The sequence below is a fragment of the Erwinia sp. V71 genome (genome assembly GCF_965644245.1).
GTDB lineage: Bacteria > Pseudomonadota > Gammaproteobacteria > Enterobacterales > Enterobacteriaceae > Erwinia.
The window spans coordinates 1-14,500 of sequence record NZ_CBFFRK010000112.1; the positions used below are offsets into that span (position 1 = coordinate 1).

Sequence of the window (14,500 nt, forward strand, 5' to 3'; positions counted from 1 at the left end):
ATCAGATGTCACCGATAGAATATGAAAACCAGTATTATCAACGGCTCGGAAGTGTCTAGATTATCCGTGGCGATTCAGGAAGTGACTAAAAACACACTGCGCAGCCCCAGCCAGTCCGCCAGTAAACCACCCAGTAACGGCCCGGCCAGCACGCCGGAAATCTGCCCAGTGGAGACGGTGCTCAGCGCCCAGCCACTGCGTTCACGCGGCACCTGTGACGCCACCAGCGCCAGCGCATTCGGAATATAGCTCGATGTCAGCCCCATCAGTGCACGCAACAGCAGTAACTGCCAGGCCTGGGTGACAAACGCCTGCAGAAAGATCACCGCGCCCATGCCGAACGAGGCGCGTAGCAGCATCAGCTTGCGCCCTTTGCGATCGGCCAGACTGCCCCACATCGGCGATACGATCGCCGAGACCAGAAAGGTGACGCTAAAGGTCAGCCCGGCCCACAGGGTCAACGCCTGATGAGACTCAACGCCTAACTGCTGAATATATAAGGGGAGAAACGGCAGGATCTGACTGATAGCCATGCCAGTAAAAAAACAGCCAAACCAGATGGAGATAAGGTTAACCTTCCAGGATTCCATAGCGAACAACGCGGAGCCTCAAACAGAGTGCGGAAGGCAGAGTCTAGCAAGTTGTAAAATGTGACGGGTGACAAATATTGGCAATCGAATAATTTCAGAGGTTTTCACTGTCGTGATGCGCGCTGGCACCTGTCGCGCCCTGCCGTGCGGCTTATGACATCGCTTTATGCTTTAAAAACCAAAAAACCCGCCGGAGCGGGTTTTTATCAGCATTCAGCGGTGACTTACAGAACAGTCACGTTAGCTGCAGCTGGGCCTTTCTGACCGTTTTCGATGGTGAAAGAAACCTGCTGGCCTTCTTCCAGGGTTTTGAAACCATCGGTCGCGATAGCAGAGAAGTGTACGAACACATCTTTGCTGCCGTCAGCTGGAGAGATGAAGCCGAAGCCTTTCTCAGCGTTGAACCATTTTACTAAACCAGTCATTTTGTTAGACATGTGTCTATCCTTCATTCAATTACAAGCCACACAGGGCAAAATGGTTTGTCTACAGAATTTATGAGGCACTCAGGAAGGAGTCAGGAAGAAGAGATATCTAAGATAACGCTTGAACTGAAGACTGCTTTACTAAAACTGCTCGCATATTCGGCTCTGCTTAACAAACCGACGAGGCATTTACTCACAGGGGGAAATCAGATGCAAGGTTTATTTTCCCCAGCCGCTTAGCACGCAGGGTACAGCCGCAGGGTGAAAAAATATTTCATGATGTTACTGACAACCTCCGCCCTGCATTCTATGTTTAAAAAATCACCACCTGTTTAGCTGTCTGGCAAGGGGCGGGTTACTGTTCTGGTTACCCGAATCATCATTCTGTGCGTCCTGTTTATGATCTCATCGGTGTGCCGTTGTGTGACCGATGGCGCTTTTTCGGAGGTTTATCATGCGTATACCGTCCCACAGCGCGGGTCGTGATATCACCGACTACTTTAACAGTCCGGCCTGGCGCGCGCCGCGCGAAGCAGAACTGCTGGCCGCGGTGATGACCGAACTGATGCAGGCAGGCAGACCCACCACCAGCAAAACGATTATCGCCACGGTGATCGGCAAACTGGAACATGAAGTCGACGAAGATCTTCTGCAGGGTTACCGCAACCTGCTGGCGCAGTTGCTGGATGAAAAACAGGAGTAACAACTCTCCCAGCGCAAGCTGATCTGAAAACTCATTTTGCATCATCTTTTTACATTATGTTATGTTATTACATAACGAACATAATTTTTGTGACACCATGCTGACTTCACTTTCGCCAACACCAGACAAGCTCCTGCAGCTAACCCACCTCGATCTCGCGATCCAGCAGCAGACCAGGCTGCATCAGCTCAGTTTCTCGCTGCAGCGTGGCGAAGCGGTGTGCCTGCTGGGTGAATCGGGCTGCGGTAAGTCACTGACCGCCAGCGCGATTGTCGGTGCGCTGCCCGCTCACGCGACACTGACGGGTGAATTGCAGATCAATGGCGAGTCCGTCGTACGTCGCCCGGTCGGTCAGCGTCACGCAGGCACACGTGCGGCACTAATCTTTCAGGATGCAGCCAGCGCGCTGAATCCGCTGATGAACGTCGGTAAACAACTCACGCTGACACTGCGGGCACAACACTCACTAACGCGCCAGCAGGCCAGCGACGAAGCGCAGGCGCTGCTGGTGGAGATGGGTTTCGATGATGCGCCGCGGATACTGCGCTGCTATCCAGCGGAACTCTCTGGCGGCCAGCGGCAACGTGTTTGTATCGCCCTCGCGCTGGCCAGCCGCAGCCCGCTGATTGTGGCGGATGAACCTACCAGCGCACTGGATGTCGCCACGCAGCAAACGGTAATCGCTGCTTTTCAGCGTCTGCTGCAACGTCCGGACGCCCCTGCGTTACTGTTTATCACCCACGATCTGGTGCTGGCCGCGCAGTTATGCCGCCGGGCGCTGGTGATGTCAGAGGGTCGGCTGGTGGAAGACGTCGCCATCAGCCAGCTGCTGTTACGGCCACAGCACACTGCCAGTCAGCGACTGGTGAAGGCGGCGCGGGCAGCGGAACAGCTGCTGGAACGGGATTCACCCTTACTGCGGGGGATCGCCTGATGCACAGCCTCCCGCTGCTGGAAACCCGCCAGCTACGCTATCAGCCGCGCGGCCTGTCACGCCCGATCGTCGACAACATCTCATTACAGTTGCTGCCCGCAGAGCGTGTGGCACTGATTGGCGCGTCCGGCAGCGGCAAATCGACCCTGCTGAAACTGATGCTGGGGCTGCTCGATGCCAGCGCGGGTGACGTCTTGTGTCAGCAGCATCCGGTCAGACCCGCGCCCGTGCGTGCACTGCGCTGGTATCGCCGTCAGGTGCAATATATCGCTCAGGATCCGGGCACCACGCTGGACCCGCGTTTTACCGTCGCTGCCGCCATTGCCGAACCGGTGCGCCAGCTGACCGGCGTCCCGCCCACGTCGCAGCAATTACAACAGGCACTGGAGCAGGTGCAGCTCGACAGCCAGTTACTGACGCGTCGCTGCGCCAGTCTCTCCGGCGGCCAGGCACAGCGCGTCGCCATTGCACGCGCGATGGCGGTACAACCGCGTTTTCTGCTGGCGGATGAACCCGTCAGCGGTCTCGATCTGCCGCTGCGCCAGCAGATCAGCCAGTTACTGGCGGACATCGCCAGCCAGCAACAGATGGGCCTGCTGGTGGTATCTCACGATTTAGCGCCGGTCAGCCGTCTCTGCCAGCGCGTGCTGGTGATGCATGACGGTGAAATCGTCGAAGACGCCCCCACCCCACAGCTGTTGCGCCACCCACAACATTTGGCAACCCGGCGACTGCTGGACGCCATTCCACGTTTACCTTTGGCAAATTAAGTATAGGGATTACAGACAAATGAAAGCTCGCGCCCTGTGGCTCCTGAGCCTGCCGCTGCTGCTTAGCGGCTGCTTTAACGAACCTGAAAAACAAGAAACCCAATCTGATGATGCGCGCATTCGCGTGGCGATGCTGCAACCCCCGCGTTCCGGTCTGACCCCGCTGAGCGACGATGCGTTTAAACTGTCGCGCTGGCAGACCGCCGAAACGCTGGTGAACCTCGACCCGCTGGGCGAAGCGCAACCCGGGCTGGCCACACGCTGGCAGCAGCTGGATGAGCGCCGCTGGCGCTTTGAGCTGCGCGACAACGTGCAGTTCCACGATGGCAGCAAACTGACCGCCGAAACCGTGGTTCGTTCACTGACCGCCGCCACCCATGCCGCGCCGAAACCGCGCATTCTCGACGGGGTAACGCTGGAGATTAACGCCGATGGCGAACATGCGGTGGTGATCACCAGCGCCACACCCGATCCGCTGATCCCGCAACGCCTGTCCAGCCCGCAGCTGGCGATCCTGGCGGCGAAAGCCTATGGCGCGAATGGCGTAGTCAATCCGATTGGCAATGGCAGCGGACCCTTTGTGCTGAGCAAAGTCGAAGGCACCAGCAGCGCCACCTTAAACCGTTTTGACCACTACTGGGGCGGTAAAGCGCGCGCCAGCGGCATCGATGTCAGCTTTGTGCCGGACGGCGCCGCACGCGCCGCCGCGCTGCGCACCGACAGCGCCGAACTGGTCGAAGCCGTGCCGGTCTCGCAGGCGGCGTTGCTGAAACCCGAACAGATCCATGAAGTGCCGATGCCACGCACCAATACGCTGTATCTGAATAACCGTCAGGGCGTGTTCCGCGATCCGGCGCTGCGTGCAGCAGTGCGTGACGCGATTAACCGTCAGCAACTGGTGGATAACGTCTATGAGAAACGCGCCGATATCGCGCAGGGGCTGTTAGGCCCGGCGCTGCCCTGGGCGGCACAGCTGCGCCAGCCAGTGGCAAACCCAACTGCAGCGGTAAAACCGACGGGTCAGGAGATCACTCTGGCGACCTTCAGTGACCGCGCAGAGCTTCCGGAAGTGGCGGTCTATCTGGCGCAGCAGCTGACTGCCGCCGGTTTTACCGTAAAGCAGGTGGTGCGTGAATATGCGCATATCGAAGCGGACGCGCTGGCAGGCAAGTTTGATGCCTTTATTCTGTCGCGCGCCACCGTGCTCGATTCCGGCGATCCGGTCGCCTATATGTACAGCGATTTCGCCTGCAAAGGTTCGTTTAATATCGCCCAGCTGTGCCAGCCGGCGATTGACGAAGCACTGCAACGCGCCGCGGCGATCCCGGCCGGAGAAGAACGCCGGAAAGCGATTATGGCCGCAGAAAACCTGATTCTCGCCAGCGATGCGGCGATCCCGATGCTGCATGAACGTGTGATTCAGGGTGAAACCCCGGCACTGCGCAATGCGGAACGCGACCCGCGCGAGCGTCGGCTGATCGGCCTGCAAACGCATCTGGAGCCATGATGCGTCATTTTTCCGCCCTGCTGCCGCTGCTGTCGCGTGTTATCACGCTGGCGGCCATGGTGATGCTGGTGGGCATTCTGCCCTGGCTGTCCGGCGGCGATCCGGCGCTGGCGCTGCTGCGCGCCCGTTCCGGCGACCAGGAAGCGACAGCGGAAACGCTGGCGGCGATTCGCCAGTCGCTGGGACTGTACGACGGCCCTGGCCCGTTGCTGTGGCACTGGCTGGGTAATCTGCTGCAGGGTGATGCGGGTCACTCATGGATTTCCGGTAACCCGGTGCTGCCGGGCATGCTACAAGCGGCGGGCGTCTCGCTGACGCTGATGGGCTGTGCTCTGCTGGTAGCGCTGACGATCCTCTGCCTGCTGTGCCTGCCCGTGATGCGCGCCGGATTAAACGGTGTGGCGCGTCGCCCTTCCGGTTCACTGGCAGCAGCACTCACCGCGCTGCCGGAATTTCTGCTGGCGGCCTTACTGTTACTGGTCGGTTCGGTCTGGCTCGGCTGGCTGCCACCCTTTGGCTGGAGCAGTGGGCAACATGTGGTACTGCCCGCGCTGGCGCTGGGTATTCCCGCAGGTGGACTGCTGGGGCGGCTGTTCTCCGATGGCCTTAGCTCCAGTTTCCAGGAAAAATGGCTGATTAGCTGGCAGGCGGCGGGGATTCCGCGGCACATCGTGGCGCTGGCGGTGATTAAACGTACTCTGCCGTCGCTGTTGCCACAGCTGGCGATGGTGGTGACAGGACTGACCGGCGGCGCGATTGCGGTGGAAAAAGTATTCGCCATCCCGGGACTGGGACGTGCAACCCTCGGTGCCGCTGCGGCCAGTGACTTGCCTGCGCTGCAAACCGGCATGCTGATTCTGTTGCTGCTGGGTTGTACTGCGGGCGTGATCGCCACCCTGCTGCAGCGTCTGCTGCTGGGGCCAGCGCTGCAGTTCGGCGCACTGCCTGCCACACCGGTGCAGGAAGGCGCAGGCCGCCGCGCGCTGTGGTTGCCGTTACTGTCGCTGCTGCTGTTACTGGGACTGATTGCCGCAGGTCTTCCGCGCGATGCGTTTAGCTCCGACTGGCTGCGCCTGCAAACGCCCGGCTGGTCGCTGCCGTTTGGTGCCGATGCGATGGGGCGCGATGTGCTGGCACGTGTGGCGCAGGGTGCGTTACATACCTGCCTGCTGGCGCTGCTGGTGACGCTGTTTACGCTGTTGATCGGGATGCTGATCGGTCTGTTCCCGCGCCTGCTGGCAGGGCCGATCGAAATCGCCAACGCCACGCCGCCGGTGATTGCCGGTATGGTCATTGCGGCGCTGAACGGCCCGACGGCGGCAGGAGCCGTTATTGCAGTGATGCTGGTCAGATGGGCACCGCTGGCGGCGCATACCGCGTCACTGGTGGCGGAAATTCAGGCGCAGCCGCATATCCGTATTCTGCCGGTGCTGGGTGTCGGTCCGTTACGACGCGCCTGGCGCTATATCCTGCCACCTCTGCTGCCGCCGTTAGTGCGCCACGCCATGCTGCGGCTGCCGGGCACGGCACTGGCGCTGGCGGGATTAGGCTTTCTCGGGCTGGGACCGCAGCCGCCGGCAGCCGACTGGGGCATTGTGCTGGCGGAAGGCATGCCGTATATCGAGCGCGCGCCCTGGGCAGTGATTGCTCCGGCGCTGGCATTGGTATTGCTGTCAGTACTGGCGGTGACCAGCGCCAGCCTGTCGCTACGTTCGCGCGCATTGCGCAGCAACGCGGCGGAGGCCAGCTAGCAGATAAAAAAAATCCCGCACTATGCGGGAAGGTACGAAAAGACAAGCATTGCCTGTTATAGCGTGACGAGGAGATCACTTTTGCAAGACAGGGGGTTAACTTAACCGCCTGTCGTTGCAGCAATATGACAGTCGTCGCGCCCGCACGCTTACCCGCAATACACGCGATTGATGCGGCCATTCACGTCACCGCTAAAATTCAGGCGATGCAGATTAAAATCCATGGTGGCGGCACTGTTATGCGGCAGCACGCGCACCGGATTATCCAGCTTCAGCGCTTTGGCTGCCGCCAGCGGCTGGCCGATATAACTCTGATAATGCGGCGCACCGCAAGGGCTGGTATCCGGATCAATCGGTGTCACTGCGCTGTCATGCTGCGGGGCAGTCTTGCAGCCCGCCAGCAGCATCAATGCGGCAATCGGCAGTGCTTTCAGATAAAAAGTCACGTTTACACTCCTTCTTCAACATATTTTAACTTCAGCTGGACTCAGACTAGCAGATCACGCTGGCAGAGCGGACGCTTTTTTAGCCATCCGTGCGCCTTCTTTACACTACACCAGATGTGGCACAGATAGCTCAAAAATCACGCAGTAACGCGTTATAATTTTCTAAGAATAATCTGAGGAGGAAATCATGGAACTCGCGATCTTTATTTGCATCGCGGCGTTGATGATCCTGGTTGCCATCCGCGTACGCTAAGCCTGCCATTCTGCGACGAGTCGGGTCACTACCCGGCCCGTTCGCGCCTGTCTCGACAGTCTGCTAACCGGTTGATAGTATTGCGTCATCACTGATTGACGGGCAAAAGATAAACATGAAAACCGACCGTGTCACGCTGACGCTGTGTTATGGCGGCATCTTTGCCCTTTACTATCTGATTACCCTGATGGTCGCCTCGTTTCCCAATGTGGCGACTTTACGCAGCAGTGGCCTGCTGGTGCCCGTGATCCGCCTGTTCGAATTTGCCGTCCTCTATCCCCTGTATCGCTTTTACTGCTCGCGGCGCGACGATATTCCGCTGGGAACACTGCGCCTGCGCATCACCCTGCTGTTTCTTGCCGGACTGGCGCTGTTAATGGTGCTGGGCAGCTGGCTGCAACAACCGGAAGTCTGGCTGGAGCAGCAGGCGCAGCAAAGCCGTACCACCGTACTGGTGATGCTGTTCAGCGCCGTGATTCTGGCGCCGGTATTTGAAGAGATTCTGTTTCGCGGATTTCTGCTACAGGGCTTTCTGTTATGGGCACCGAAGAGTCCGCTGGCCTGCGCCACCCTCACCTCGATTCTGTTTGCGGCGATGCACACGCAGTATGTGCATATACAGACTCTGGCGCTGCTGACGCTGTTCTCTTTGCTGTTATGCTATGCCCGGCTGACCTCACGCGGCCTGAAACTGCCCATTTTTCTGCATATGATCAATAACACTCTCGCACTGTTGCCCGCGTTGTACAGCGCCGTGCTGAGCGGAAACAGTTAACTTTTATAACCAGTTCCATTACCTTATAACCAGAAGAAATAAACATAGCGAATAATCAACTATTTGTTACTGATGGTACTAATTTAAACTCGCGAAAAATCCTAAGGTAAGGAAACGTCATGAAAAGTCTCGTTCCGTCAGTCCTCGCAGTTGCTCTGGCCGCGTCGTTTACCGTGCAGGCCGCTACCCCACCAGACACCCTGGTGATTGCCCAGTCTATCGACGATGCCTCCAGCTTCGACCCGGCACAAGGCTTCGAACTGACGACCGTGCAGGCCTTTAACAGCCTGTACCAGCGTTTGCTGCAGTCAGACCCGGCGAACCCGGTGGATCTGAAACCGACGCTGGCCAGCTCATGGCAGCCGGGCAGCGATAACCGCAGCCTGACCTTTACCCTGCGCGATGGCGCGACATTCGCCAGCGGCAACCCGGTGCGCCCGGAAGATGTCATCTTCTCCCTGTCGCGCGTGGTGAAGCTGAACCTGGAGCCCTCCTTTATCCTCACCCAGCTGGGCTGGAACAAAGATAACGTCGATGCTCAGCTGAAGAAAATCGATGACCAGCATGTACAGGTCAGCTGGACCGCCAATGTCAGCCCGGCGTACGTTCTGAGCCTGCTCTCCGCGCCAGTCTCCTCCATCGTCGATGAGAAACTGGTCAGTGCCAATGTGAAAAATGGTGACTTCGGTAACAGCTGGCTGGGCGCGCACTCCGCAGGCAGTGGTCCGTTCCAGATCCGCAAATATGTACCACATGAAGTGGTGCTGCTGGCGGCAAACCCGACCTCACCGGGCGGTGCGCCGAAGCTGAAAAATATCCTGATTAAAAACGTGCCGGAACCTGCTGCACGTCGTCTGCTGCTGGAGCAGGGCGATGCGGATATCGCCCGTAACCTGGGCGCGGATCAGATCGCCGCACTGCAGGGCAAACCTGGCGTGAAGCCGGTGGCCGTGCCGATTGCCTCACTCTATTTCCTGCAGTTCAATGCCGAAGCCTCACCAGTGCTGAAAAACCCGGCGCTGTGGGAAGCAGCACGCTATCTGTTTGACTACAAAGGTATTGCTGACGAGCTGCTGAAAGGCCAGTTCGCCGTGCACCAGTCCTTCCTGCCGGACGGCTACCTCGGTGCACTGAAAGACAAACCGTTCACCTACGATCCTGAAAAAGCGAAAGCGATTCTGCAGAAAGCGGGTCTGACCAACGTCAGCTTTAAGCTGTCCGTCAACAACCAGCCGCCGTACCTGGATATCGCTCAGGCGCTGCAGGGCAGCTTCGCCAGAGGTGGCGTCAAAGTGGAACTGATCCCAGGCATCAGCAGCGAAGTCTCCACCAAAGTGAAAGCCCACCAGTACGAATCCGTGCTGACCTCATGGGGCCCGGACTATTTCGATCCGAACACCAACGCAGCAGCCTTCGCCTACAACCCGGAAGATGGCAGCAAGACACTGGCATGGCGCTCCAACTGGCATATTCCTGAGCTGAGCAAACAGACGCTGGCGGCAACCGCCGAAAGCGATAATGCGAAACGCGTCGAGATGTACCAGAAAATGCAGCGTGAAGTGCAGCAGAAATCGCCGTTTGTGATTGGCCTGCAGGCGCGTCAGCTGATTGCACTGCGCGACAACCTGAAAGGGTATCAGCAGGGGATTAACCCGGATATGGTGTTCTACAACCAGGTCAGTAAGTAATGACGGTATCGTCTGCACAAGCCGGGTCCGCCCGGCGTTTCTGGCGCGGTGGCGGACGTCTCGCCACCAGCCTGATTTCGTTACTGGTGACGCTGGTCGGTTTACTGGCGTTCACCTTTATACTGTCACATCTGTCACCGGTCGATCCGGTGTTGCAGATTGCCGGCGATCACGCCAGCGAAGCGACCTATGCTCAGGTACGGCGTGATTTAGGGCTCGATCAGCCGATGCTGATCCAGTTCTGGCACTATATCGAACACCTGGCGCGTGGCGATCTCGGTATCTCACGTATTACCGGCCAGTCCGTTGCCAGCGACCTGCTGCGCACCTTCCCTGCCACTATTGAACTGGCAACCTGTTCGATGCTGTTTGGCGCTTTCTTTGGTATCAGCCTCGCGCTGCTGGCCGCGTGGAAGCCAGGCAGTATTGTCGATAATCTTGCGCGACTGGTTTCCCTGCTGGGTTATTCCGTGCCGGTGTTCTGGCTCGGCCTGCTGGGTCTGCTGCTGTTTTATGCCGTGTTGCACTGGTCGGCCGGGCCGGGCAGGCTGGATGATATTTACCTGTATACGCTGGAACCAAAGACCGGTTTTGTGCTGATTGACAGCTGGCTCTGCGGCGATCCAGAGATGTTCCGTAACGCTATCGCCCATTTGTGGCTGCCGGTAGTGGTGCTGGGAATGCTGTCGATGGCGGCGATTACCCGTCTGCTGCGCGCCGCGCTGCTGGAAGAGAGCAGTAAAGAGTATGTCACCCTCGCGCGCGCCAAAGGCGCCGGACGCGGACGCATTTTGCTGCTGCATATTTTCCCCAATGTCTCGGGAACACTGATTACCGTGCTGGCGCTCTCCTATGCGTCGCTGCTGGAAGGTTCCGTATTAACGGAAACCGTCTTTGCCTGGCCGGGCGTCGGGCGCTATATGACCAATGCGTTGTTTGCTTCCGATGCCCCGGCAATTCTGGGCTCGACGCTGCTGATTGGCGGCTGTTTTATCGTGCTGAATGCACTGGCTGACGCCCTGACCTGGTTAACCGATCCGAGAACCCGATGACGCAAAATGTAACTGATGCCGAAACTGTCGCGCCACGCCGCGGTCGTCGCCGTCGCATCACCACCCTGACGATTGGCGGCACACTGGTGGCGGTCCTGCTGCTGGCCGCACTGTTTGCGCCCCTGCTGGCGCCGTATGATCCGAACGCGCAGATGATGGCGCAGCGTCTGCTGCCGCCATCCGCCAGCCACTGGCTGGGCACCGACGGTTTTGGCCGCGACCTGCTGTCACGCGTGATTTACGGCACCCGCCCGACGCTGCTGCTGGTGTCGCTGATCCTGCTGCTGACCATTCCGGTCGGGATGCTGGTCGGTATTGCCGCCGGTTATCTTGGCGGCTGGACAGAACGCGTGCTGATGCGTATTACCGATATCTTCCTTTCGCTGCCGAACCTGGTGATTGCGCTGGCGCTGGTGGCGATGATGGGGCCGGGCCTGATGAACGGCGCACTGGCGCTGGCGTTGACCAGCTGGCCACCCTTCGCTCGTCAGGCGCGTGCAGAAACGCTGGCACTGCGTCGCAGTGATTACCTTGCCGCGGCGCGCATGCAGGGCATTCGCGGTCTGCGCCTGATGTTTGGTCATATTCTGCCGCTCTGCCTGCCCAGCGCGGTGGTGCGCGCCGCACTGAGTCTTGGCGGAATTATTCTTTCCGCCGCCGGTCTTGGCTTCCTCGGTATGGGCGTACAGCCACCGACGGCGGAATGGGGCTCAATGGTCGCGGAAGGCGGCAAAGTGATTTTTGACCAGTGGTGGGTCGCCGCCGCTCCGGGTGGCGCGATTCTGTTCGCCAGCCTGGCCTTTAACCTGACAGGCGACGGCCTGCGCGACCGACTGGATACCCGCAATGCCAACTGATCACTCACCGCTGATTATCGCCGATGGCCTCACCATCGCCCTCGACAGTGGCGTCCGGCTGGTGAAAGACATCTCCTTCAGCCTCGGCCGCGAGCGCGTGGCGCTGGTGGGAGAATCCGGTTCCGGCAAATCACTCACCGCCCGTTCACTGATGGGGCTGCTGGCACCGTCATTACAGGTGCAGGCCCGCCAGTTAACTATCGCCGGGGAAAATGCCCTTACCCTGACAGAACGTCGCTGGGGGCAGCTGCGCGCCAGTAAGCTGGCGATGGTGATGCAGGACCCGAAATATGCGCTAAACCCGACCCGCACCATTGGCTGGCAGGTGGAAGAGCCGCTGAAACTGCACCAGTCCCTCAGCCGCGCTGCGCGGCGGGAAAAGGTACTGGATATGCTCGATGCAGTCGGCCTGACGCAGCCGGCACAGCTGGTGGATCGTTATCCGCATCAGCTCTCCGGCGGCATGGGACAGCGCGTGATGCTGGGGATTGCGCTGATTACCGATCCGCAGTTCCTGATTGCCGATGAACCGACTTCTGCACTGGATCACGCGATGCGCGATCAGGTGCTGGCGCTGATCCGCCGGCTGGTGGAGCAACGCAATATGGGTCTGCTGCTGATCAGCCACGACCTGCAGCAGGTGTCAGAACATTGTGAACGCGTGATGGTGATGTACAAAGGCGAAGTGCTCGACAACCTGCCCGCCGCTGAACTGCCGCGCGCGACGCATCCTTACACCCGTACCCTGTGGTCCTGCCGTCCGGGGAAAGCCACCCACGGCCAGCCGCTGCCGGTACTGGATCGCGCCGCTCTGGAGGCCCATCGTGAGCATGATTGAACTGCAACAGCTCAGCGTGGCGCACCGTCACGGTTACGATCTGCGCACCGTGGTGCATGATGTGTCGCTGTCGATTGAGACCGGGGAGTGCTTTGGTCTGGTCGGGCCGTCTGGCTGCGGTAAATCGTCGCTGCTGTGGGTAATGGCCGGGCTCAACTCGCACTGGCAGGGCAATATGCGCCTCGCCGGGCATCAGGCGGTGCCAGGCAAAGAGTTTACCGGCACGCTGCGCCGTGATGTGCAGATGGTGTTTCAGGACCCGTATGCGTCGCTGCATCCGCGCCATCGCCTGCGCCGCACGCTGGCCGAGCCGCTGAAAATGCTGAAGGTAAAAGATATCGATCAGCGTATTGATGACGGCTTCCGTCATGTGGGACTCGACCCGGCGATGGCGGATCGCTATCCGCATCAGCTCTCCGGCGGGCAGCGCCAGCGCGTCGCCATTGTGCGCGCCCTGCTGCTGGAGCCGAAAATTCTGCTGCTGGATGAGCCGACCTCGGCGCTGGATATGTCGGTACAGGCAGAAATTCTCAACCTGCTGAATGAGTTAAAACGTCAGGATAATCTGACCATGGTGCTGGTCAGCCACGATCCTGACGTTATCGACCATATGTGTGACCGTGCCGCACAGATGGCACAGGGCAGAATCGTTGGCTGAAAGGATGGCGCGGCGTTAAATCCGCGCCGTGCGCATCAGGAGATGACGGAGTCGGATTTGTCGGCTTCGAAGTGCGCTTTAAACTGCTCGTAGATGGAAATCATATTGGAAGCATCGCCCTGCATTGGGCTGAGTTTCCCCGCACGCACCAGTTCAATAACCAGCTGCAATGCAGCCTGCTTAGGGCTGCTCGATGAGTGTGCAATTTCGGTCGTCATAATATTCCCGGCAAATAAAGAGTAAACGGTAACTGTAACAAGTTTAGCAAACGGCCGTTACCCTTTTTGCTGCATCGCAGTAACGGGCGGATTAAAACCAGGCGGTCGGGCACAAACAGGGATACTGATGCAGAAAAGCGAAAGCCCGCGCAGGGCGGGCTTTGAGGAAATAACTGCCGTCGCCGCTGGCGATATCGTGCAGTCACAACGCTGTTATCAGCGCCTGATTACGCGGGGAACCATGCCCCACGGAGATAAGGATTGGCGCTCTCATCGACACTAAACCGCCACGTCGTACAATCACGCCCACTTGATGTCCGGGTAATAATCGCCTCCTGTAGGTTTAACGCCCTTTCAACATAGCACCATTAGCCAACAATAACTGTTCGTTTATTCCTGAGTTATTTTCCAGAAACTTCTTAAAAACCGAATTTTTCCGTACTGGAATGAGATTTGGATTTCATTTAATAATTATTGGACGTAGAGTAGATTGCTGATTTACGCCGCAATGGCGTCAGATAACTGTGCAGAAAGTGCAAAAAGATTCCAAAATCGTGATCGACCGGGCAATACCAGGATTAAAGGTTCGGAATTATCCGGAATCTTTTTTAACCTTATAGTGCCGAAAATAGTTAAAGTGATATTAATGATCGCCTGGCCGTCGCAGCCAGGGCACCACTCAGACAGATTTAAAGGAAGCAGACATGAAACGCCTTCAGGTATGGCACACAACCAGCCTGCTCGCCTTGCCCATCGCCGGATTACTTCTTGCGTTCAGCGCAGCAGCAGAAACGGTCACCATCTCTCTGTCGCAGGAACAGGACGGCGGCGATATGGGCCGGGCCTGCATCTATGTCCATAAAGGCAAAGCCGAGTACCGTATTGTTAAGCCGCAGGAAAAATGTGAGCCGGAAATAACCGTCGAAATGAACAGGGCCTGAATCCGGCATTAAGCTACTGTTAAGGAAGGTGCGATTTAATCGGTGGGGTTCAGTGGAGTCCTTAGCTGTATTAGCCTTACCTTAGCTGAGCTGT

Annotated in this window: 15 protein-coding genes and 1 pseudogene; 12 read left to right on the forward strand and 4 right to left on the reverse strand. The window is 58.4% G+C overall.

The features are described from left to right. Positions 1–77: 77 nt before the first annotated feature. Positions 78–590: pseudogene (locus ACSZO1_RS17915) on the reverse strand (MFS transporter); the annotation flags it as partial. Between the two features lie 224 nt (positions 591–814). Further along, positions 815–1,027, reverse strand: a complete 213-nt coding sequence (gene cspE, locus ACSZO1_RS17920) for a transcription antiterminator/RNA stability regulator CspE (protein WP_437615035.1) — start codon at positions 1,025–1,027, stop codon at positions 815–817. A gap of 442 nt (positions 1,028–1,469) precedes the next feature. Between cspE and ACSZO1_RS17925 the strand changes: the two genes are divergently transcribed. From ACSZO1_RS17925 to ACSZO1_RS17945, 5 genes are all read left to right on the forward strand, one after another. Continuing rightward, positions 1,470–1,718: a biofilm development regulator YmgB/AriR family protein gene (locus ACSZO1_RS17925; RefSeq protein WP_437615037.1), complete on the forward strand. Its 249-nt coding sequence runs from the start codon at positions 1,470–1,472 to the stop codon at positions 1,716–1,718. Between the two features lie 97 nt (positions 1,719–1,815). Next, entirely contained in the window at positions 1,816–2,652 is an 837-nt protein-coding gene (locus tag ACSZO1_RS17930) for an ATP-binding cassette domain-containing protein (protein WP_437615039.1), read from the forward strand. Beyond that, positions 2,652–3,422, forward strand: a complete 771-nt coding sequence (locus ACSZO1_RS17935; RefSeq protein WP_437615041.1) for an ABC transporter ATP-binding protein — start codon at positions 2,652–2,654, stop codon at positions 3,420–3,422. Before ACSZO1_RS17930 ends, ACSZO1_RS17935 begins: the two co-directional genes overlap by 1 nt. 19 nt (positions 3,423–3,441) lie before the next feature. Next, a complete protein-coding gene (locus ACSZO1_RS17940) occupies positions 3,442–4,929 on the forward strand; it encodes an ABC transporter substrate-binding protein (RefSeq protein ID WP_437615043.1) in 1,488 nt (495 codons plus the stop codon). Next, a complete protein-coding gene (locus ACSZO1_RS17945) occupies positions 4,929–6,680 on the forward strand; it encodes an ABC transporter permease subunit (protein ID WP_437615045.1) in 1,752 nt (583 codons plus the stop codon). Before ACSZO1_RS17940 ends, ACSZO1_RS17945 begins: the two co-directional genes overlap by 1 nt. A 149-nt stretch (positions 6,681–6,829) precedes the next feature. Here ACSZO1_RS17945 and ACSZO1_RS17950 read toward each other — a convergent pair whose 3' ends face one another. Then, positions 6,830–7,126, reverse strand: coding sequence for an I78 family peptidase inhibitor (locus tag ACSZO1_RS17950; protein ID WP_437615047.1), 297 nt, complete (start codon positions 7,124–7,126; stop codon positions 6,830–6,832). A 362-nt stretch (positions 7,127–7,488) separates the two neighbouring features. On the opposite strand from ACSZO1_RS17950, the gene ACSZO1_RS17955 reads away from it, so the two are divergent. The 6 genes from ACSZO1_RS17955 (at position 7,489) to ACSZO1_RS17980 (ending at position 13,247) form a co-directional block, all read left to right on the forward strand. Further along, positions 7,489–8,154 (forward strand): CPBP family intramembrane glutamic endopeptidase, encoded by a 666-nt coding sequence (locus tag ACSZO1_RS17955; RefSeq protein ID WP_437615060.1) that lies wholly within the window; start codon positions 7,489–7,491, stop codon positions 8,152–8,154. 119 nt (positions 8,155–8,273) lie between these two features. Further along, positions 8,274–9,842: an ABC transporter substrate-binding protein gene (locus ACSZO1_RS17960; protein ID WP_437615048.1), complete on the forward strand. Its 1,569-nt coding sequence runs from the start codon at positions 8,274–8,276 to the stop codon at positions 9,840–9,842. Next, positions 9,842–10,894 (forward strand): ABC transporter permease, encoded by a 1,053-nt coding sequence (locus ACSZO1_RS17965; RefSeq protein ID WP_437615050.1) that lies wholly within the window; start codon positions 9,842–9,844, stop codon positions 10,892–10,894. Before ACSZO1_RS17960 ends, ACSZO1_RS17965 begins: the two co-directional genes overlap by 1 nt. Next, positions 10,891–11,751 carry an ABC transporter permease gene (locus tag ACSZO1_RS17970; RefSeq protein ID WP_437615052.1) on the forward strand — a complete coding sequence of 287 codons (861 nt, stop codon included), beginning with the start codon at positions 10,891–10,893 and terminating at the stop codon, positions 11,749–11,751. The genes ACSZO1_RS17965 and ACSZO1_RS17970 overlap by 4 nt, the downstream gene beginning before the upstream one ends. Further along, the gene (locus tag ACSZO1_RS17975; RefSeq protein WP_437615054.1) at positions 11,741–12,589 is read left to right on the forward strand and encodes an ABC transporter ATP-binding protein; all 849 of its coding nucleotides are present in this window, start codon (positions 11,741–11,743) and stop codon (positions 12,587–12,589) included. The genes ACSZO1_RS17970 and ACSZO1_RS17975 overlap by 11 nt, the downstream gene beginning before the upstream one ends. Next, entirely contained in the window at positions 12,582–13,247 is a 666-nt protein-coding gene (locus ACSZO1_RS17980) for an ABC transporter ATP-binding protein (RefSeq protein WP_437615063.1), read from the forward strand. Before ACSZO1_RS17975 ends, ACSZO1_RS17980 begins: the two co-directional genes overlap by 8 nt. Positions 13,248–13,282: 35 nt before the next feature. Here ACSZO1_RS17980 and ACSZO1_RS17985 read toward each other — a convergent pair whose 3' ends face one another. Further along, a complete protein-coding gene (locus ACSZO1_RS17985) occupies positions 13,283–13,465 on the reverse strand; it encodes a hypothetical protein (protein ID WP_437615056.1) in 183 nt (60 codons plus the stop codon). A 704-nt stretch (positions 13,466–14,169) separates the two neighbouring features. On the opposite strand from ACSZO1_RS17985, the gene ACSZO1_RS17990 reads away from it, so the two are divergent. Continuing rightward, the gene (locus ACSZO1_RS17990) at positions 14,170–14,406 is read left to right on the forward strand and encodes a hypothetical protein (RefSeq protein ID WP_437615058.1); all 237 of its coding nucleotides are present in this window, start codon (positions 14,170–14,172) and stop codon (positions 14,404–14,406) included. The last annotated feature ends 94 nt before the right edge of the window (positions 14,407–14,500 follow it).